The organism is Oribacterium sp. oral taxon 102 (assembly GCF_013394775.1).
GTDB lineage: Bacteria > Bacillota > Clostridia > Lachnospirales > Lachnospiraceae > Oribacterium.
Window position 1 is genome coordinate 2,360,005 of record NZ_JABXYT010000001.1, and the last position, 19,923, is coordinate 2,379,927.

Annotated in this window: 16 protein-coding genes; 3 read left to right on the forward strand and 13 right to left on the reverse strand. The window is 57.6% G+C overall.

Annotation, left to right across the window (positions count from 1 at the left end):
• The first annotated feature begins 38 nt into the window (after positions 1 to 38).
• The 3 genes from HW273_RS10550 to HW273_RS10560 all read left to right on the forward strand — a co-directional run bounded on the left by HW273_RS10550 (position 39) and on the right by HW273_RS10560 (position 2,754).
• Positions 39 to 872 carry a 4Fe-4S binding protein gene (locus HW273_RS10550; RefSeq protein WP_179012172.1) on the forward strand — a complete coding sequence of 278 codons (834 nt, stop codon included), beginning with the start codon at positions 39 to 41 and terminating at the stop codon, positions 870 to 872.
• Positions 873 to 1,003: 131 nt separating this feature from the next.
• Complete coding sequence (locus tag HW273_RS10555) at positions 1,004 to 1,900, forward strand: TlpA family protein disulfide reductase (protein ID WP_179012173.1); 897 nt, start codon at positions 1,004 to 1,006, stop codon at positions 1,898 to 1,900.
• Between the two features lie 14 nt (positions 1,901 to 1,914).
• Positions 1,915 to 2,754 (forward strand): CPBP family intramembrane glutamic endopeptidase, encoded by an 840-nt coding sequence (locus tag HW273_RS10560; protein ID WP_179012175.1) that lies wholly within the window; start codon positions 1,915 to 1,917, stop codon positions 2,752 to 2,754.
• Between the two features lie 12 nt (positions 2,755 to 2,766).
• Here HW273_RS10560 and HW273_RS10565 read toward each other — a convergent pair whose 3' ends face one another.
• The 13 genes from HW273_RS10565 to thrC all read right to left on the reverse strand — a co-directional run bounded on the left by HW273_RS10565 (position 2,767) and on the right by thrC (position 19,906).
• Entirely contained in the window at positions 2,767 to 4,623 is a 1,857-nt protein-coding gene (locus HW273_RS10565; protein ID WP_179012176.1) for an ATP-binding protein, read from the reverse strand.
• Complete coding sequence (locus HW273_RS10570) at positions 4,620 to 5,729, reverse strand: metallophosphoesterase family protein (protein ID WP_179012178.1); 1,110 nt, start codon at positions 5,727 to 5,729, stop codon at positions 4,620 to 4,622. The genes HW273_RS10565 and HW273_RS10570 overlap by 4 nt, the downstream gene beginning before the upstream one ends.
• 115 nt (positions 5,730 to 5,844) lie before the next feature.
• Positions 5,845 to 6,798, reverse strand: a complete 954-nt coding sequence (gene arcC, locus HW273_RS10575; protein WP_179012180.1) for a carbamate kinase — start codon at positions 6,796 to 6,798, stop codon at positions 5,845 to 5,847.
• 23 nt (positions 6,799 to 6,821) lie between these two features.
• Positions 6,822 to 10,025 carry a carbamoyl-phosphate synthase large subunit gene (carB, locus tag HW273_RS10580; protein WP_179012181.1) on the reverse strand — a complete coding sequence of 1,068 codons (3,204 nt, stop codon included), beginning with the start codon at positions 10,023 to 10,025 and terminating at the stop codon, positions 6,822 to 6,824.
• Positions 10,026 to 10,042: 17 nt separating this feature from the next.
• A complete protein-coding gene (locus HW273_RS10585) occupies positions 10,043 to 11,152 on the reverse strand; it encodes a carbamoyl phosphate synthase small subunit (protein WP_179012183.1) in 1,110 nt (369 codons plus the stop codon).
• A 581-nt stretch (positions 11,153 to 11,733) separates the two neighbouring features.
• Positions 11,734 to 13,149 carry a D-alanyl-D-alanine carboxypeptidase family protein gene (locus HW273_RS10590; RefSeq protein WP_179012185.1) on the reverse strand — a complete coding sequence of 472 codons (1,416 nt, stop codon included), beginning with the start codon at positions 13,147 to 13,149 and terminating at the stop codon, positions 11,734 to 11,736.
• Positions 13,136 to 15,160, reverse strand: a complete 2,025-nt coding sequence (locus HW273_RS10595) for an aminopeptidase (protein WP_179012187.1) — start codon at positions 15,158 to 15,160, stop codon at positions 13,136 to 13,138. Before HW273_RS10595 ends, HW273_RS10590 begins: the two co-directional genes overlap by 14 nt.
• Positions 15,161 to 15,233: 73 nt before the next feature.
• Positions 15,234 to 15,557, reverse strand: coding sequence for a hypothetical protein (locus tag HW273_RS10600; RefSeq protein WP_179012189.1), 324 nt, complete (start codon positions 15,555 to 15,557; stop codon positions 15,234 to 15,236).
• Positions 15,558 to 16,025: a VanZ family protein gene (locus tag HW273_RS10605; protein WP_243206793.1), complete on the reverse strand. Its 468-nt coding sequence runs from the start codon at positions 16,023 to 16,025 to the stop codon at positions 15,558 to 15,560.
• A 41-nt stretch (positions 16,026 to 16,066) separates the two neighbouring features.
• A complete protein-coding gene (locus HW273_RS10610) occupies positions 16,067 to 16,216 on the reverse strand; it encodes a hypothetical protein (protein WP_179012193.1) in 150 nt (49 codons plus the stop codon).
• Between the two features lie 89 nt (positions 16,217 to 16,305).
• On the reverse strand, positions 16,306 to 17,067 hold the full coding sequence (locus HW273_RS10615; RefSeq protein ID WP_179012195.1) for a GNAT family N-acetyltransferase: 762 nt from the start codon (positions 17,065 to 17,067) through the stop codon (positions 16,306 to 16,308).
• A 241-nt stretch (positions 17,068 to 17,308) separates the two neighbouring features.
• Complete coding sequence (gene fba, locus HW273_RS10620) at positions 17,309 to 18,175, reverse strand: class II fructose-1,6-bisphosphate aldolase (RefSeq protein ID WP_179012197.1); 867 nt, start codon at positions 18,173 to 18,175, stop codon at positions 17,309 to 17,311.
• A 252-nt stretch (positions 18,176 to 18,427) separates the two neighbouring features.
• Complete coding sequence (gene thrC / locus HW273_RS10625; RefSeq protein WP_179012198.1) at positions 18,428 to 19,906, reverse strand: threonine synthase; 1,479 nt, start codon at positions 19,904 to 19,906, stop codon at positions 18,428 to 18,430.
• Positions 19,907 to 19,923: the final 17 nt, after the last annotated feature.

Below are 19,923 nucleotides of genomic sequence, written 5' to 3' on the forward strand. Positions count from 1 at the left end.
CATTTTGGCATTTCCTCAAAAAAAGAAATACCATCCAAATGCTTGCCGCGTTTCTGACAAATCCGCATCTTCCCAATTTTGTAAAGGGAACCTTGTACAATGGAAAGCTCAAGCAGGTATGTGTGCCGGGGCTCAACTGCTATTCCTGTCCGGCTGCGACGGGAGCCTGCCCGATCGGCGCCTTTCAGGCGGTGACGGGCTCATCCAAATTTAATTTTTCGTATTATATCAGCGGCATCCTGATTTTCTTCGGTGTCATGCTCGGCAGATTTATCTGCGGCTTCCTCTGTCCCTTCGGATGGTTTCAGGATCTGCTGCATCGGATCCCCGTGAAGAAGTTCAGCACCAAAGGGCTTCGAGCGCTGCGGTATCTGAAGTACGGAATGCTGGCAGTCGCAGTCACTGCGCTGCCCATCCTGCTCACCAACAACGCCGGAATGGGCTCGCCGTATTTCTGTAAATATGTCTGCCCGCAGGGAATCCTGGAAGGCGGCATCCCACTCTCTCTCGCAAACGGCAGCATCCGGGCGACGCTGGGACCGCTTTTTACATGGAAATCCGGGATATTGCTGTCCGTCATTGCCCTCAGCGTACTGTTTTACCGTCCGTTCTGCAAGTGGCTGTGTCCGCTCGGTGCGTTCTACGCCCTGTTCAACAGAGTTTCTCTATTCAGCTATACTGTAGATCGGCACAGCTGCATCTCCTGCGGAAAATGCGGCAGGCTCTGTAAGATGGATGTGGATATCACGAAAAACGCCGCGCATACGGAATGCATCCGCTGCGGCGAATGCGTGAAGGCGTGTCCGACAAAGGCGATTCATATTCACTTCGGAGGGAAAGCCTCTCTCACTCCCTCCGAGGCCATGCCGTAAGCCGTACAGTAAACGCACATGTGATCTGTCACGCCGCATACTGTATGCATCTGCGCGACACTTCGCTGCTTCACAGCTCTTGTGCCACAAACAGGTATGAGGCAAAAAGAAAAAGAAAGGAAAATAATAAAATGAAACTCTCAAAGAAGCTTGTGTCTGTACTTTTCATCGCAATGACAACCGCTTCGCTGGCGGCCTGCGGAGGATCTGCTCCATCGTCCGCTGCACCCGTATCTCCGGAGCAGGCGACCGCTTCACAGCAGGTCGCGGAAGCTTTCCCCAGCTTTCAGGGGAAGGATTTCGACGGCAACGAGGTAGACGAGTCCCTCTTCCGGGAAAACGAGGCGACACTGCTCAACTTCTGGTTTAACGGCTGCTCCGCCTGCGTGAACGAGATGCCTGCGCTCGAGAGCTTCAACGCCAAGCTCCGGGAGAAGGGTGCCGAGCTCATCGGTGTAAATGTCGAAGCGACAAACGACAATGAAGCCGCTCTGACGGCAGCGAAGGAAATTCTCTCCAAGCAGGGCGTCAGCTACAGAAATATCTATCTGAACGGCGGGCAGGATGCGCTGAACTATCTCGAGAAGATTTTCAGCTTCCCCACCACCATTCTCATCGACAAGAACGGAAATATCATAGGGCAGCCTATCGTAGGCAGCATCGAGAATGAGAAGAGGATGGAGCAGATCCTCAAGGCTGTGGACGAGCTGAAGAACGGCGGCGAGGTAAACACCGTCATCTCCGGAGATACCGCCAAGGAAAGCGCTGACGACAAAATGACAGCGCTTCTGGCGAAGGAAAACGACATCTTCTCCTCACACAAGACGCTTTGGGACAGACTGTTCGCAAAAATCCAAAAGGACAAGGCAGTGCAGAGCATGGATACCCCATATGATGAATTCCTGAAAACACAGCTGGAAGAAGCGAAGGACGACTTTACCGAGGAGGAGCTGAAAACGCTCCGTGAGGATCTGAAAAAGGTTTCGGAAATCGAGCAGCAGCTTCAAGCCTTGAATAAGAAGGACTGATATAGAGGGCAGCTATGAACAAGAACAATACGGCGGCATGGGGCAGAGCACGTTTCCTCGCGATTCCCATTCTCGCAATTGCGGCGCATTTCCTGCTCTTCAACCTCCTGTATCTTCTCTTCGAAGGGCTCTTTCTGGGTGTTCTGCAGCTTCCCGCGGCACAGATTGCAGAATTCTCGTATTTAACGGAGCTTCTTATCTATGTTATTCTGATTCTCCTGTTTTATGTCTTTTACAGGCTGCTCTTCGGTCAGGAAGATACGAAGGAGAGAGCCGTGCCGGAACTTCGGGACTCTGTTCTGAGCTTCCTCGCAGGCATAGGCGTCTCCGGCGTTTCTCTCCTTTGGATCATGCTGGCAGAACAGATCCCTGCGCTTCAAAAAAGCATTGCCGCGATGAATGCAGGAAATGAAAGGCTTGGCGGAGGGAGGCTGCTCGTCGAAATCTTAACCGCGGTGATCGCCGCCCCATTTATAGAAGAGCTTCTGTTCCGCGGCATCGTTTTCCGTTCTCTGCGGAAAATCGCCCCCGTCGGGATATCGATCCTGCTGTCCTCCGTATTATTCGGTATCTATCACATGAATGCGGTGCAGGCTGTCTACGCCAGCTGCATGGGCGCCGTTGCCGCGATCCTCTATGAGAAAAGGCAGAATCTGCTCTTTCCCATATTGGTACACATCGCAAACAACCTTATCGCTGCGATGCTGGACTTCACCCCTCCGGAAACCGGAGAAAGGCTGCGCCTGCTTTCTTTCGCCATGCTTATCCCGCTGGGCTGTATTCTCAGGTATTTTCTCCGCGGGGAACGGAGAAAGAGGCAGGGCGGACAAGAGACGGAAAGCGTCCCTGCATAGGGAGAAGCCTCCTCAATATCCGCTCCGGCTCTCCGAACAGGTCAGATAGAGAATCTGGTAGCGCCCCGCGCACTGCTGCAGGAAGTCCATCGCTCCATTCATTTTGTCATCATCAAGGTTTACGAAGGGATCGTCCAGTATCAGAAAGGGCTTTTCCGCCCGATACATACTGTCAATGACCGCAAAGCGCCGACAGAGAAAAAGCAGATCCCGATACCCCTCGCTGAGACAGGCGATCCCTCTTTCCCGCCCCTCCTGCCGGAAGCGGATCTCCAGATTCGCATCCAGCCGGAAGGACTGCACCTCCTCCGAGGGCAGCGAGCCATCGGTGGTTCCAAGCAAAAGACGATAGTAATACCGAAAGCCCTCCTCCAGCGGCTTCCGGTATTTTTTCGCGAAGCGCTCCTTCGCGCGCTGCAGATACTGCTGTGTCAGGTTCAGCAGGGCATAACGCTTCTCCAGCGCCCGAAGCTCCTCTGTCCGTTCCGTCCGGAGCGCCGCTTCAGAAAGCGTCCGAAGCTCTGCCGAAAGCTCCTCTGCCTGCTCTCCTGCCTCGCGGAGCTGCTCTGAAATTACCTCCCCGGCACGCATCTCCTCCTCCAGGCGCTGAGAAAGCTCCAGGATTCTTCCCTCGCCGCTCTCCTGAAAACGCCGAAGCTCTGCCGAAAGCTCCTCTCCTCTCTGTCTTTCCTCCTCGCTCTCATCAGACCGCGAAGGAGGCTGCTGTACGACGATCCGTCTCCCCGTCAGCGTCCCGCCATCCGATGCCTCCTCCGCAGCCTTCCGCCGTCTCTCCCATCCCCGCCGCAGAAAAAGTGCGGCAAGCTGTCCGAAGCCCGCCGCAGACAGCAGCAGAAGGGCGGTATTATATAGAAGAAACTGTGACGAAGCGCGACGAAGAGAGGCATACAGAAGGAGAACTGCCGCCATGACGAGGAAGAGGAGAGAGAAGCCTCGCAGCAGCAGTGCCCACAGCAGTCTGCCGGAGTGCCTGCTCCGCTCCCTTTCCCCACTCTCCTGTTCCTCACGACGAAGCCGTTCCGCCTCCTCTCTCTCAGATATCTCGCGCCTTCTCTGCTGCTCCTTCTGCCAGTCTGAAAGAGCATGGAAAAGACGATCCCGTTCACAGGAAAGGGCATGGAGCTCTGTCTGTATGGCTGCCGCATTTCTCCGGTGCTTCTCCCGCTGCTGCCGGAGCGCCGAAAGCTGTCCGGAAATCCGCTTCCACTCTGCCTCCACATTCTCCCGCCTGCGAAGCTCCGCCAGAAGCGCCTCCACCTCCAATCGCTTCTTATAAATCAGCCCTGTCTTCCGAAGCGGAGACAGGCGGTTCTGCTCCTCCCTGATCCGGAGCATCGCCGACTCAAAGCTTCGCATGTCGAACGCCGTCTCACTGACATCTCCCAGCTTCGCGTGGATATCCGCATTCATCTCAGAACGGACGCGGAGCTGTCCGCTGAAAACTGTCCGCTCAAAGGATGCCGCGTCGATCCGGAAGAGCTCCTCTCCGATCCGTTCGCTGAAATCCGTGCTGGGCAATCCGCTGTCCAGATCGTAGAGCGCGAAATGATCCTGCGACCGCTTCTCCCCGAACATACGCTCCAGCCGGTAGCGTCTGCCGGCGCGCTCGAAGCGAAGCTCCCCGCCGAAACGTCCGCCCTGCCACGGCATATAGCGCCGCCGCTCATTCTCCGTGATATCCTGCTTTCGTTCCCCCGAAAAGCCGTAGAAGCAGACACGAAGAAATGCCGCGAAGGTGCTTTTCCCATAGCCATTCTCCCGAAGCAGAATCTGCAGCCCCTCCCGGAAGTCGAAATCAAAATCGTGAAGCTTCCCGAAATTTTCGATATGACAATGCAGCAGTCTCATAGCTCCTCTCCCATCAGAATCCGAAGCCCCAGCTGAAGCAGCTCCGTCCTCATCTCCTCTGTGAGCTCGCTGCTCTCCTCCAAAAGCCGAACGTATTCCCCCTTGAGTCCCGGCTCTCTCCGAAGGCCCTCATAATCGACCTCGAGTCTCGTCTCGTCCACAACCTCCGTAAGGTGCAGGGACGCGGCGAGCTGCTGCCGCAGGAACTCTGTATGGATGCGGAGCGAAGGCGCACGCTTCCCTCTGAGGAGGAAACGAGCTGCGTCCTCCTCTCCAGGCAGGAGACAGCGCATCCGTTCGAGCAGCACTGCATTGCTCTCCGCCCCATCCACCTCCACCGGAATTTCATGAAAATGCCGCAGCCCGAGGTCTACCCGCCGCCTTGTACAGTGATGCATAGCCTCATCGATCTCAAGCAGAAAAACTCCGTGCTCCCCGCATTCATCGAAGCCCCGCGCCTCCGGACAGCCGGCGTACTGCCAGCATCCTCTCGCATCCAGCTCTCCTCCCTGTATCCCGTGTATATGGCCGAGCGCAAGATAATCAATCGCACGGTGCCGAAGCGCCGAAAGCGGAATCAGCCCCTCCCCGTTCTCCTGCCCCTCCCCATGCATAGAGAGTGTGCCATGCAGCAGAAGCAGATTGAAATCCTCCTCCAAAAGCGAGAGCCCCTTCGTAAAGGCGTCCCCCCGTGCCGCCGGAGTCTGACGTCCGTACAGAAACTCCCGGCCGGACAACGTGACATGTGCTGCGATCCGATAGCTCGTCCAGTCTGTCGTGAAAAAATGCAGATTCTCCGGCAGAGCCTCCGAAAAAGTGCGGAAAACATTCTCCGTATCATGGTTGCCGCGCAGGTAAAATACAGAAAGTCCCGCATGCGCCCGAAACGCATCAAGCACGGTTCGGAGCGTTTCCCCCGAAACTGCCGGAGAATCGAAGAGATCCCCCGCGATCAGGAGAGCTGCCGCGTCCTCCCGCTCCGCGAAGTCCAGGATGCGGAGAAATCCGGACAGAAGCTCCTGCCGCCTTCTCTCCGCTCCTTCCCTTGTATAATGTCTGCTCAAGCTGCTGTCCAGATGCAGATCCGCCGTATGTATCAGTTTCATGTCCCTCCCATTCCGGAGCCCCCCGGAGCTTTATAGGAATATATGTTCTGTATTATATCGCTTTTTCTGAAAAAAACAAGGAGGAGAAAAGTCCTGCCTTTTCTCCTCCCCGTTCTTACCTGCCGCGTTCCTCACTGTATATCGTCGTGCCTGCCAGCCCTGCGACCGCCTTCTCCGCGAGCTCCTGTGTCGTGATAACCGCACGCCGCCCGTTCCCGGACGCTACGAAGTCGATCGCTGCCTGCACCTTGGGCTGCATGGAACGGAACTCAAACTGTCCGTCCGCGATATACCGCTTCGCCTCCTCGGTGCTCATCTCAAAGAGCTTCTGCTCCTCCGGCTTCCCGAAGTGCAGGGACACCTGCTCCACCGCTGTGGTGATCAGCAGGATATCCGCATCGATCTCCTTCGCCAGAAGCCCCGCGACCAGATCCTTCTCGATCACCGCCGCCGCGCCCCGCAGCCGCGTGCCCTGCCGCATCACCGGAATCCCGCCGCCGCCTGCCGCGATGACAATCTGATCTGCGTCCAGCAGCGCTTTGACAGCATCAATCTCGACAATAGCCTGCGGTATCGGTGCGGGCACGATGCGCTGGAAGCTCCCGTCCGAAAGCCTCGTCACCTCATTGCCGTTCTCCTCCTCCTGTCTCGCCTCCGCTTCGCTCATCCGCTTGCCGACCCGCTTCACCGGCTGATAGAAGCTCTCATCATAGGGATCTACCATGACCTGTGTCAAAATCGTGGATGCCGTCTTGTAGATGCCGCGCTTCACGAGCTCCGCACGGATCGCATTTTGCAGATCATAGCCGATCATCCCCTGGCTCATCGCCGAGCAGACGGACAGCGGCGTCCGCTCATACTGTCCGCCGTAGTTCTCGTACAGATCCTTCATCGCCGTATGAATTCTGCCGACCTGCGGCGCATTGGAGAACACGATCGCGAGCTGGTAGCCCGCCGTAACGAAGTCCGCGATCCGCACCGCGGTATGCTGCACAGCCTGATACTGCTCCTGCAGCGTGAAGCCCAGATCCTTATGCCCAAGCGCGATCACCATTCTTTTCTTACTCATAGCCCCAGCCTCCTTTCGAGCCCTCACATCGCCGCGATATCGATCAGGGACAGCTCCTCCGCCCTGTTCTCCAGAGAGGAGGCAAGCGCCGCCGCGGTATCGATCGCCGTCAGCACATTCACCCCGGTTTCAACAGCATTGCGCCGGATCACGAAGCCGTCTCTCGATGCCTCCGCGCCCTCTCTCGGCGTATCGATAATGAGATCCAGCTCATGTCCGAGCAGCAGATCCAGAATATTCGGTGACTCCTGCTCCACCTTCCGCACCTGGAAGCACTTCACGCCGCCCTCCCGAAGACAGCGGTAGGTACCGCGCGTCGCGAAAATGCGGTAGCCGACGCGCTCGAAGCGCTTCGCGATCGGAACGATCTCCTCCTTGTCCTCATCCTTCACGCTGATGACCATGTTCCGATGCTGCGGCAGCTGAATTCCGGCGCCCTGAAACGCCTTGTACAGCGCCTCATTGAAGTTCTCTGCGATCCCCATACATTCGCCGGTCGATTTCATCTCCGGCCCCAGCGAGATATCCGCGCCCTTGATCTTCTCGAAGGAGAAGACCGGCATCTTGACGGCATAGTACGGCGCTTCCTTCTGCAGTCCCGGTGCATAGCCCAGCTCCCGGATGCTGTGTCCGCAGATCACGCGGGTCGCCAGCGGCACGATCGGGATGCCCGTCACCTTCGAGATGTACGGCACCGTCCGGGAGGAACGCGGATTGACCTCAATGATATAGATCTCGTCACCGTCCGCGATGAACTGAATGTTGACCATACCCTTCACATGAAGTGCCCTCGCCAGCTTCTCCGTATCCTCGATGATTTTCTGCTTCGCCTTCTCACTCAGCGACTTCGCCGGATAAACGGAGATCGAATCTCCGGAGTGAATGCCGGTTCGTTCTATGTGCTCCATGATTCCCGGGATCAGGATATCCTGTCCGTCGCAGATCGCATCGACCTCCAGCTCCTTGCCGCGGATATATTTATCCACCAGAATCGGATGCTCCTGCGCGATCCGGTTGATGACGCCGATAAATTCATCGATGTCCGTATCGTTGATTGCGATCCGCATTCCCTGTCCGCCCAGCACATAGGAGGGGCGCACCAGCACCGGATAGCCCAGCTCCCGGGCAGCATTCTTCGCCTCCTCCGCCGTGAACACCGTCCGTCCCGCCGGTCTCTGAATGCCGGTCTGCTCCAGAATCGCGTCAAAGCGCTCGCGATCCTCCGCGGCGTCGACATCCGAAGCCTGCGTGCCGAGGATCGGCACCCCCATATCCAGCAGCGCTGCCGTCAGCTTGATCGCCGTCTGGCCGCCGAACTGCACGACCGCCCCGTCCGGCTTCTCAAGCTCTACGACATTCCGCACATCCTCCGCTGTCAGCGGCTCGAAATAGAGCTTGTCCGCGATATCGAAGTCCGTAGAAACCGTTTCGGGATTATTATTGATAATAATGGTTTCCCAGCCCTCCCGTCGAAACGCCCATGTCGAGTGCACCGAGCAGAAATCGAACTCGATGCCCTGCCCGATCCGAATCGGGCCGGAGCCGAGCACCAGCACTTTCTTTTGCTTCGAAGGATCGCGGAATGCACCGCTTGCCTCATTCTCCGCCCCGAAGACGGCATAGTAATACGGTGTCTCCGCCTCAAACTCCGCCGCACAGGTATCCACCATCTTGAACGCGGCCCGGATGCCCCGGCGCTCTCGCATTTCCCGGATCTCCTCTTCCCGGTAGCCGGAGAGGCGGGCGATCACGCGATCCGGAAATTCGAGGCGCTTCGCCTCACGGAGCAGCACTTCATTTAAAGACTCCTCGCGAAGCCGCTTCTCCATCTCCGTAAGGATCCGGAGCTTGTCAATGAACCACTCATCCACCTTTGTGATCTCATGCAGCTCCGAGTAGCTGAAGCCGCGGCGAAGCGCCTCTGCGATCACCCAGATCCTGCGGTCGTCCACCTGTGAAAGGAGCTTCCGGAGGTCGTGGTCGTCCAGCCCCCCGAAGTCATAGGATAGAAGGCAGTCCACATTCTGCTCCAGCGAACGGATCGCCTTCATCAGACCGGCTTCAAAGCTGTGCGCGATCGCCATGACCTCGCCGGTTGCCTTCATCTGTGTTCCCAGGAGATGCTCCGCCGTGAGGAACTTGTCGAAGGGAAGACGCGGCATCTTCACCACGCAGTAATCCAGCATCGGCTCGAAGGAGGCATAGGTCTTGCCCGTCACTGCATTCCGAATCTCGTCCAGCGTATAGCCGAGCGCGATCTTCGCCGCCACCTTCGCGATCGGATAGCCTGTCGCCTTAGAGGCGAGCGCAGAGCTTCTGGAAACGCGGGGATTCACCTCGATCACGCAGTATTCGAAGCTCTCAGGATGCAGCGCATACTGCACATTGCAGCCGCCGGTGATATGCAGCTCGGAAATGATATGCAGCGCAGAGCTCCGGAGCATCTGGTATTCCCTGTCCGAAAGCGTCTGAGAGGGTGCGACGACGATGGAATCGCCGGTATGCACGCCGACCGGATCGAGATTCTCCATATTGCAGACAGTAATGACGTTGCCCGCGCTGTCCCGCATTACCTCATACTCGATCTCCTTCCAGCCTGCGATCGAGCGCTCCACCAGCACCTCATGCACGCGGGAGAGGCGCAGCCCGTTTTCGAGGATCTCCCTGCAGCTCTCTCTGTCCATAGCGATGCCGCCGCCGGAGCCGCCGAGGGTGTAGGCAGGACGCAGCACGACCGGATAGCCGATCTCCTCTGCAGCGCGCAGTCCGTCCGCTGTGGAATGCACGACCTCGGATGCCGCGACCGGCTCATGGATCTTCTCCATCGTTTCCTTGAACAGGAGGCGATCCTCCGCCTTTTTGATCGTAAGCGCCGTCGTTCCGATCAGGCGCACGCCGTGCTTCTCCAGAAAGCCGGACTCCTCCAGCGCCATCGCGAGATTCAGCCCTGCCTGTCCGCCGAGCGTCGGCAGCACGGAGTCGGGCTTCTCCAAAAGGATCAGCTTCTCCAGCACCGGCACTGTCAGGGGCTCAATGTAAACATGATCCGCAATGTCCTTGTCCGTCATGATTGTCGCCGGGTTCGAATTCAGCAGCACGACCTCGACGCCCTCCTCCCGGAGCGAACGGCACGCCTGCGTGCCCGCATAGTCGAACTCTGCCGCCTGTCCGATGACGATCGGGCCCGAGCCGATCACCAGAACCTTTCTGATGCTTGTATCTCTCATCTTCTTCCCTCCCCGGACTATGCTTCCATCATGTCAATAAAGCGACGGAACAGATATTCGGAGTCCCTCGGTCCCGGGCATGCCTCCGGATGATACTGCACCGTCAGGATACGCTTCCCGATGTAGCGAAGCCCCTCATTCGTCCGGTCATTGACATTGTAAAATGCCTCCTTTGCAATCTCCGGGCGGACTGTCGCCGTATCCACTGCGTAGCCGTGGTTCTGCGAGCTGATGTAGACCCTGCCGCTCTCCAGATCCTTGACGGGATGGTTGCCGCCGCGATGCCCATACTTCAGCTTATAAGTGTCCGCGCCGGTGGCAAGCGCCATGAGCTGATGCCCGAGACAGATCGCGAAGATCGGAATCTCTGCGCGGTAGAGCTTCTTCACCTCCTCTATGATCTCTGCATTCTCCTTCGGATCCCCGGGTCCGTTCGAGATCATAATGCCATCGGGATTGGCTCCGAGGATGATCTCCGCCCTCGTATCCGAGGGATAGACCGTCACCTCGCAGCCCAGCCGCTGCAAGGAACGGATGATGTTCCGCTTCGCACCGACATCCAGAAGCGCGACTCTCCTGATTGCCGCCTCCCCCGTATAACGGCTGCCGTCCGCATTCTGCGCCTCCGCCGTATAGACCTCCCTCGTGCTTACGCGCTTCACGACACCCGTGACGCGGTACGCACGGATTCGCAGAAGCAGTGCCTCCTTCTCCTCCATGCTGTAGCGCTTCGTCGTAATCATTCCGTTCATCGTCCCCCTGTCCCGAAGCAGCTTCGTAAGCTGTCTCGTGTCAATGCCGGCAATACCCGGAATATCGTATTTTTTCAGGAAATTCTGAATGGTGTTCTCCGAACGGAAGTTGCTCGGCATCCGGGAAAGCTCCCGCACGAGAAAGCCGTCCAGCTGCGGACGCTCCGATTCCATGTCCTCCGCGCAGACCCCGTAGCTGCCAATCAGCGGATAGGTCATCACCGCCGCCTGTCCCGCATAGCTCGGGTCGGTCAATACCTCGAGATAGCCCGTCATCGACGTATTGAACACGATTTCGGAGATCACCTCCCGCGTGGAGCCGATCGAGCTCCCCTGAAAGGTGCTTCCGTCCTCCAGAATCAAAAAAGCGTCCATTCTACTCCTCCTCAAGTGCTGCTGTTCATGTAAGGTTAAGCTTTCTGTGCAATGCCGCCCATGCAGGCATGGCGTCTGCTCCACTTCACCTGCATAAGCTCTCGCGCTGCTCCGCTTCTCTCGAAGCTTTCGCATCGCTAACAGCTATTCGCACTTTCGCGATGCTTCACATCGCTCCGTGCTCATATCTGTTGCCCTGTGCAATGCCGGAGCTTCCGCTCATGCAGGCATGGCGTCTGCTCCGGCACTGCACAGGAGCTTATGCAATAAAAAACCAAATCAGATGACTTCGCGGATGCGTCTCATTGCGCTGCCAAGTCCTGATTTGGTTCTGATAGCTGTCCCGTGTGCTGCGGCCGAGAGAGAATCGCGGCAGCAGCCGAAATCTGCGATATAAAAGGGGAAGTACCCCGCGGGGTCAAAAAATATGTCATAGTCTTTTCCTTTTCCTTATGACAGCGCAGTTCTGCTGCTCCGAACTTTCACAGCAGTTCAGGCAAGCCATGTGTAATTCATTGAGCCTGCCTGACCGTCGCAAATTTTTCTTATGATAGCACAGCCCATCGAAGCTTTGCAAGGACTTATCCTCTCTTTTTCCGCCGCTTCTCTACGAGCTCCCGAAATTCCTCCTCGCTCATATCCAGCTCCCGAAGACGCCTGAGGCGATTCTCCCGAAGCTCCTTCCTCCGCTGTCGTTCCCCGTGCAGCCGCCTCGCCCATGCGGCGGCACCACCGCCGAAGAGTGCGAAAAGTACGATTCCCAGTACCGTGAAGCCGCTCAGCGTCACCGCCGCGGCTGCTGCCTTGGTTCCTGCCGGTGCATCCTCGATCAGAATCCGGATTGACTGCGCTTTCACGATAAAGTCACTCCCGACCTGCCGGTCTCCCAGCAGATATTCGATCTCCGCGACCGCCCGCTGCGGCGCATTTTCCGGAACATTGTAGTTCAGACGATAATGAAGCTCCGTCTCCTCCGTCCCCAGCGGAACGGAAACCAGACGGCTGCCCTTCAGCTCCAGCTCCGAGCTCTTCAGGCTATCCTCTGCCACCGTATCCTGCACCAGACGATTCCGAAGCATCTCCATATTATAAAAGCTGTCCGGAAGCGTCCGCTTCTCTGTCTGATTGAAGCCGAGATCAAGGAGCGTCCTCGTATCCGTATAATGCGCGGGATTTTTGTCTCCCAGCACGACCGCCGCCAGCCTGCGCCCGCCCGATTTCGCGAGCGTAAGCAGCGTATTTCCTGAAGCCAGCGTATAGCCGGTCTTTCCGGCGACAACCCTCTCGTCATAGTAGACGCTGTTCGGCAGCAGCATCTTGTGCTCCATATAAATCATGAGCCCTTCCGGAACCCTCTTGCTTGGCGCGATCCGATGCGAACGGCTCTCCTCGATCCGGAGGAAATCCTCATTCTGAAAGGCGGCACGCCCGATCCGCGCCATATCCTCCGCCGTCGTATAATGCTCCTCCTCCCAGAGCCCCGAGGGATTTGCAAAATGCGTGCCCGTACAGCCAAGCTCCGCCGCCTTCTCATTCATCAGCTCCGCAAAGGCAGCGCGCGAGCCTGCGACGTGCTCCGCCAGCGCGTTCGCTGCCTCATTCGCAGACTTCAGAAGCAGTGCATAGAGACAGTCCTCCACCGTCAGCACATCCCCCTCGTCGATCTGCGCATTCGAGGAGCCGCTGTCCACATTGTAAACCGCATCATGGGAAAACGTCACCTTCTCGCCGAGCTTCGCATGCTCCAGCACGACCAGTGCCGTCATAACCTTCGTGATCGATGCCGGATAGAGACGCTCCGTCCCGTTCTTCTCGAAGAGCACCGTCCCCGTGTCCACATCCAGTACGACGCCCGCCTGCGCGGTCAGCTCTGCACTCGGCCAGACCGCCGCAAATGTGGAAAAGGAGAAGAGATGAAAGGAAAGCAGCAGGAAGACGAGTAAAAGAAGGCGAAAGCGGAGCCTCTGCTGTCCGCCTCCCGTCCTACAGCACCTCATTCAGCTCCTCCGTTCCCGGCAGAACAAATTTCCCCTCCTTCACGATGGCAAGCTCCGCGCCATCCCGCCGTACCGCAAGGATATCCCCCAGCTCCCGATAGGGAATCGTAATGTCCGTATGCACTGCGAAGTAAGCGTCCTCCGGGCAGGTCTTCCGGAGAATCGAGCAGGAATTGTCCTTCGCGATGATCTCCCTGCCGTCCGGATTGTACAGCCGCATCTCCTCCATGAAGGAATAGCAGGTGTCTCCCACTGCGAAATGCGGACCCGTCTTTTCCGCGATCAGGATCGGCATCTTCGCGCCGAGCCCGAAGCGCTCAATCATACGATAGGCGCGGGTATTGGTGCCGATCGCGAACTCACCGAGCGGGAGCCTCTCCTTCTCTCCGAAGATCAGCCTGCGGATCAGCTTCCTGCCCTCCTCCCTGTCCGGGAAGTTCTCGCATCTGTAGTCGGCTACTCTGCCGTCTGTGAAGCGAATCCGGAGTCCGCGGAAGCAGATCCCCTCGATAAAGACCTCGTTCACATGCAGGAGTCCCTCGCTGCCCTCCAGTACCGGAGAGGTGAATACCTCCCCCAGCGGGATATTCACATCCGACAGGCAGTTCTCGAAACGGGTCTCCCGCTCAGGGTCGGACAGCGGATGCAGACAGACCCGCATGTCCGTCTCATTGCCCCGCCCCGTGACACGGATAAAGTCCGCGCTGTCCAGCGCGGCGATCAGGCGCTCCTGTATCTTCCCATATTTCGCACTGTCCAGCGTATTCACGGCGAACGTCTCCCGGAAAATCTCCGGAAAATATGCCCCGATCGACGGCAGCGGCCACGCAATGATCGTGAAGCTCCGCTCCTCCTCCCGGATGTATTCATGGGTCAGGCGCTGCAGCGCGCTCTGATACTTTCCGTAAACCTCTGTCTGGTGCGGAGAGAAGCACAACGCTTCCGTCCGATTCTCCGGTACGAAGTCCGGTTCTCCGAAGCTCTCCATCACAACCGGTCCGGCGTAATCCCTTACACCCTCCGTCTCATAACGGCGAAAGAGCTGCCGGCGCTCCTCCAGCATCCTGGCACTGATCCGCTCTCCCATTACCAATGCGAGGTCATAGGAATGATCATAGTCCAGCTGCCGGTTCGGGCTCACATAATAACTGCCCGCACCTCTGGGAGAGCGCAGCAGCAGCGCCCGCGGACGCCGCGGAAGCGAAAAGTCATAGCCATCCTCCGCGAAATACGCCGCAGTTCGCTGTACGACCCGTTCGAAGCCTGCCGGGAAGCGGAAGGAAAGCAGGGATTTCTTTTCATAAGGCTTCCTCTGCAGGCGGAAGCCCTCCTTGAAGCCGAAATACCAGGCATATGCCATCCGGTCGATCTCGTCCGCTCCGAGCCCGAGGATAAACTCCGCGGTTCGCAGCGACTCCTCCGACACATATTCTCCGCTCCTGTAGAGATAGTCCGTACTCCGGAAGTCCTCCTCCAGGATAATCCGCTTCAGAAGATTCGGCTTCCTCGTATACAACTCCTCCATCACCGTGCGCTGCAGCTCCTCCGAGTAATCATAGCAGTAAGAATAGAAGCAGTCCCGGACGGCGCGCGCTGTCGGCATGTCCTCATTGTCCACCTCAAACATACAGTAGATCTCCAGAAAGAGCTCGAGCACAGTAGTGATCCGCTCCTCTCTCCTCTCGAAGCAGTCCGGAAGCAGCCCGTGAATCTCCATTGCCAGTGCCGAAAGCACCGCTCCGTACTCCGAAAGCGTCCTCGCCGCATAGGCAGGATTCAGATAGGAGCTCTCATACTGCTCCGCTGCCTCCGTATAGAGCCGCTGCGCATCCCGGAGACAGGCAATGTCCGCCTCCCATGCCGTTCTGCCGCGAAGCGCCCGAAGCAGGCCGTCCAGCTCCCCGATATACCTCGCTTCCCTTCGGAAAAAGTCGCGGAACGGTCTCTCAACAGTCCGCTCTGCTGTGATCTCCCGGATCCGCTCCACCGCATCTGTATAACGTTCCCTCATAGTCTCCTCTTCCTTTGCTTCCCTCCTCATTCAGAGAAGCCCGACTGCTTCCGGATCTCCTGCCATTGGCGCTTCACCGGCTCAGCCGAAGTCCGACGAAGATCAGCACCGCCCAGAGCAGGGCAATGAGCGTGCTGCACGCGCCCGCGATTCGGACGCCGGTTCGGTTCCTATCCCTCTCCTGCAGTCCGTAAAATGCACAGAAAAGGGAGAATACTGCCGCGAGCAGGGAGCTGAGTCCCAGTGCGCCGAGCAGCAGCGGCCCCTGCCCCTTCTCCCGCACAGACAGAAGCAGACAGAGCAGCAGCAGTATAAGAGAGCCGAATCCCGAAAAGACAGCCCGTCTCGTACCGCTCGCCGGCTTCCTCCTGATATAATTGAATCTCCTCTTCGCCATTCAGCTCCTCCTGCGCCTCCGATAGCGTCTGCTCCGAACGCGCTGCACCAGGCAAAACAGCAGATAGCCCAGACCGCCTCCCAGTGTATTCAGGATAATATCGTCCACATCACAGCTCCCCGCGCGGAGCAGGAGCTGCGTCATCTCTATCCCATAGGACAGGAGATAGGCGGCAAGCAGGGTATCGTACCAGTATTCCCGGCAGCGTCGTGAAAAGACAGGCAGAAAAAATCCCAGCGGCAGAAAGCCGATGATATTGCCCCAGAGATTCAGAAGCACGCCTCCCATCCCGATCTGCCTCCCGTAAAAAAGGTATCTCCGAATCTCCCGGAAGGGAAGCAGATTATAGGTATAATCCGCCTTCACGAGGATACCCCGCTGCTCCATATCCGAGAAGAACATCAGATAGAGCAGCGCAGCAAGATAGCACACAAACAAAATGACACCGATCCAGCGGTTCCGTGTCATTCTCTTCTTCCGTCCTCTTCTCCGGAACCGCCTCTCCATACTCAGAAGGTCAGTTCGTTCTTTCTCCGCAGCAGCAGCGCACCGTTCACGATGGACAGCACACCGACCGTAAGCCCCGTAAGCAGCACGACCACACCGAGCACGATAGAACCCGCGCCTGCCGTGCGCATCGTTTTAAATACTCTTTCCATCCGATCTCCTCTCCTCCAAAGGCTCACTTCGTTCCGCGCGCATTCCGTACGCATCCTGCGCACAGCTAAGCCGCTGTAATCATAGCATATCAGCTGCGCTCTTTACAAGAGAACGCATAAACCATGCTCCTGTCGACGACCTCATAGCCCAGACTGGCATAGAGCCCGCAGGCGATCTCGTTCCGGGAGCTGACCTGCAGAAGGATCTGCCGGTACGGTCCCGACTCGAAATGCTCCGCCGCCTCCATCAGCGCCCTTCCATGTCCCTGTCCGAGATAGCGGTCATAGACGAGCAGACCATAGAGATAGAGCGTATCAGTATGATAGGGTGTGAAATGCAGCTCCCCATAACGATTCGAGAGACTGTCTCCGGGATTCGCGATCCCGCGCGTAAGTGTCTTTCTCAGGAAAAGCTCATCGTGAAGTCTGCGGAAGCTGAGCGCCCGGACGGTTTTCTCCGCACTTTCCGGCAGTCTTCCCTCCCGAACGCCCTCCGCCGTCCGCAGAGGCTTCAGCACGAAATGCCAGCTGAAGTCCCGAAAATCGTCCTGAAGCGCATTCAGGCTTCCCCGAAGGAGCCCCTGCCTCCGCAGCCGGGGGTGCGTGAAGGCAGATAGCTCCAGCACCTCCCGTCCCTGCTCCCGCTCTCCGATCCGATAGCCGAAGAGTACCGAGAGCAGGGGCTCCCGAACACCGCTCTCCGCCTCTCCCGGATTTTCATAAAGATAGCAGAAGTCCCATTCTGCCGCGGTATCGTAACTCGTATTGTCCGCCTCATTGCAGAGCCGAATCAGCTCCGATACCGCCCTCTCCTCTGACGCAGTGAGAGACAGACGCAGCTCTCCGTTCATTTCTCCTCCCTCTGTTATGCCCCTATCGTTCACGCCGCCTCCTAAGAAAGCTTCCATGCCGAAAGCTTCGGCTCCACCAATCCTCTCCGTTCTGCTCGCTGCTCCGTATTACGCTTCCCTTCGGTCTTGCAGATCTCAGTGAATCCGCGATATTTACACATCGCTTCGTGTTTGTTCGCTTGACAGGGACTTATACAGTAAAAGACGCCGCTGCATCCGCAGCGGCGCATTTCCTTTATCTTTATGCCTTGTTGTCAGAGCCGAAGAGACGGATCTTATTCTTACACTCCTCGATGATGGCATCTGCCCCCGGCTTCAGCAGCTTCCGCGGATCATAGCCCTTGCCCTTCCTGTCGTTGCCTGCCTCGATGTACTCTCTGGTCGCCCTCGCAAATACGAGCTGCAGCTCCGTATTCACATTGATCTTGGAAACGCCGAGAGAAATCGCCTTCCTGATCTGATCCTCCGGAATGCCGGAACCGCCGTGCAGCACCAGGGGAAGCGCTGCGCCGATCTTCTCCTTGATCGCCGCAAGCGTATCGAAGGAGAGCCCCTGCCAGTTCTCCGGATAGATACCGTGAATGTTGCCGATGCCTGCTGCGAGGAAGTCCACGCCCAGATCTGCGATCCGCTTGCATTCCTCCGGATCTGCGCACTCGCCCATGCCTATCACGCCGTCTTCCTCTCCGCCGATGGAGCCGACCTCCGCCTCGATGGAAAGCCCTGCCTTATGCGCGGCGGCTACCAGCTCGGTCGTCTTCGCTACATTCTCGTCGATCTCATAGTGTGAGCCATCGAACATGATAGAGGTGAAGCCTGCCTCGATGCACTTATAGCTCCCCTCATAGGTTCCATGATCCAGATGCAGCGCTACCGGTACCGTGATGCCGAGACTCTTGTCCATCTCCCTGACCATAGCCGCCACCGTCTTGAAGCCGGTCATATACTTGCCGGCACCCTCGGAAACCCCGAGGATCACCGGAGACTTCATCTCCTCACAGGCGAGCAGCACGGACTTCGTCCACTCCAGATCATTGATATTGAACTGCGGAACCGCATAGTGTCCGGCAAGCGCCTTATCCAGCATTTCCTTCGCATTTACTAACATCGCAATTACCTCCCATTCAGCCTATCCATCCTCACGCCGGAATTTCCGGTATTCCACACTGTATTTGTCTTATACTTCGTCTCGCTGCGCACAGCGCTCGTGCCGCTGACTGCCCCTATCATACAACGAAAGGGCTTCCCCGTCTACAATCCGAAGCTCGTTAAGATATTAACATGGCCTGTTGAAAAAAACTACCCTTTTCTTAAAAAAAAGAACAGGGCAGCCCTTTCTGCGATCCGAAGACCGCTTCTCTTAACGGAGGAAGCCCTCCACTGTTTTTTCCATCTCCGCAACCGCAGATACCGTATCGTGACGGAGCGGTGCGTTCCTGACCTCCCGCACCGCCTCGGGCTCCACAACGCCCGATATCTCTGAGAGCCGGTCGATCAGACGGAAAATATCCCCATCTCCGCAGTCCTCCGACAATGCCTGCATTACTGCCGGCGCAAACTTGAAGGGGCTCGCGGTAGCGGCGATCACCGTCTTTCTCCGGTCTCCCGTCTCGCTCCGGTAACGGTCATAAACCGCCTTTGCCACCGCTGTATGCGGGTCGATGACATAGCCGCTCTTCTCATACAGTGCGCGGATGCAGGCGAATACCTCCGGCTCCGCGGCGCAGCCGCCGTAGAAATCTCCCATGAAGTCCCGCATCCTGTCGTCAACCCGATACCTTCCCTCTGCGCCGAGCTCCCGCATCAGCGCTGCGGTTTTCTCCGAATTCCGTCCCGCGGAGAGATAGAGCAGCCGTTCGAGGTTGGAGGAGAGCAGGATATCCATGGACGGAGAGCTCGTCAGCAGGAAGGGGCGGTTCCTGTCATAGATCCCGTCCCGGAAAAAGTCGGTAAGCACCCGGTTCTCATTGGAAGCGCAGAGCAGCTTCGCGATCGGGATCCCCATCTCCTTTGCCAGCTTCGCAGCGAGAATATTGCCGAAATTACCGGTCGGCACGCAGACATTGATTTCCTCCCCGTTCTCGAGCTCTCCGGAGGAGAGCAGCTGTGCGTACGCATAGACATAGTATGCCACCTGCGGGATGAGACGTCCGATATTGATGGAATTCGCAGAGGAGAGGATCAGCCCGCGCCTCTTCAGTCTCTCCCGGAACGCCTTGTCCCCGAAGATCTGCTTGACACCGGTCTGCGCGTCATCGAAGTTCCCCAGAATGGCGGAAACATGGGTATTCCCGCCATTCTGCGTCCGCATCTGCAGTTCCTGAAAGCGGGAAACGCCATCCTTCGGATAGAAGACGATGATCTCCGTCCCCGGCACATCCTGAAAGCCTGCCATCGCCGCCTTGCCGGTATCCCCGGAGGTCGCCGTCAGGATCACGATGCGATCCTCCACGCCGTTCTTCCGCGCACTGGTAACCATCAGATGCGGCAGAATCGAAAGCGCCATGTCCTTGAAGGCGATGGTTCTCCCGTGAAAAAGCTCGAGAAAATAGCAGCCGTCCCGCTTCTCGAGCGGCGCAATCGACGCAGTGTCGAACTTTCCGTCATAGGCAGCAGCAACGCAGCAGCGCAGCTCCTCCTCCGTGAAGTCCGTGAAAAACTGCTTCATCACGCGGTATGCAGTCTCCTGATAGGAGAGTTCCCTGAAATCCTCCGGCCTACCGTCAAGGCGCGGCAGCTCCTCCGGCACGAAAAGCCCGCCGTCCGCGGCAAGTCCCTTCAGGATCGCGAGGCTCGGGCTGACCCCCGTTTCCCCGCCTCTTGTCGACTGGTAGTTCATATTCTCCCCCTCTCTGT

Coding starts and splice junctions, on each gene's coding strand:
- HW273_RS10555 (WP_179012173.1), top strand. CDS start 1,004: ATGAAACTCTCAAAGAAGCTTGTGTCTGTACTTTTCATCGCAATGACA.
- HW273_RS10595 (WP_179012187.1), bottom strand. CDS start 15,160: ATGAGGGAACGTTATACAGATGCGGTGGAGCGGATCCGGGAGATCACA.
- HW273_RS10570 (WP_179012178.1), bottom strand. CDS start 5,729: ATGAAACTGATACATACGGCGGATCTGCATCTGGACAGCAGCTTGAGC.
- thrC (WP_179012198.1), bottom strand. CDS start 19,906: ATGAACTACCAGTCGACAAGAGGCGGGGAAACGGGGGTCAGCCCGAGC.
- HW273_RS10615 (WP_179012195.1), bottom strand. CDS start 17,067: ATGAACGGAGAGCTGCGTCTGTCTCTCACTGCGTCAGAGGAGAGGGCG.
- carB (WP_179012181.1), bottom strand. CDS start 10,025: ATGAGAGATACAAGCATCAGAAAGGTTCTGGTGATCGGCTCGGGCCCG.
- HW273_RS10600 (WP_179012189.1), bottom strand. CDS start 15,557: ATGGCGAAGAGGAGATTCAATTATATCAGGAGGAAGCCGGCGAGCGGT.
- HW273_RS10590 (WP_179012185.1), bottom strand. CDS start 13,149: ATGAGGTGCTGTAGGACGGGAGGCGGACAGCAGAGGCTCCGCTTTCGC.
- HW273_RS10610 (WP_179012193.1), bottom strand. CDS start 16,216: ATGGAAAGAGTATTTAAAACGATGCGCACGGCAGGCGCGGGTTCTATC.
- HW273_RS10585 (WP_179012183.1), bottom strand. CDS start 11,152: ATGGACGCTTTTTTGATTCTGGAGGACGGAAGCACCTTTCAGGGGAGC.
- HW273_RS10550 (WP_179012172.1), top strand. CDS start 39: ATGCTTGCCGCGTTTCTGACAAATCCGCATCTTCCCAATTTTGTAAAG.
- HW273_RS10605 (WP_243206793.1), bottom strand. CDS start 16,025: ATGACACGGAACCGCTGGATCGGTGTCATTTTGTTTGTGTGCTATCTT.
- HW273_RS10560 (WP_179012175.1), top strand. CDS start 1,915: ATGAACAAGAACAATACGGCGGCATGGGGCAGAGCACGTTTCCTCGCG.
- fba (WP_179012197.1), bottom strand. CDS start 18,175: ATGTTAGTAAATGCGAAGGAAATGCTGGATAAGGCGCTTGCCGGACAC.
- HW273_RS10565 (WP_179012176.1), bottom strand. CDS start 4,623: ATGAGACTGCTGCATTGTCATATCGAAAATTTCGGGAAGCTTCACGAT.
- arcC (WP_179012180.1), bottom strand. CDS start 6,798: ATGAGTAAGAAAAGAATGGTGATCGCGCTTGGGCATAAGGATCTGGGC.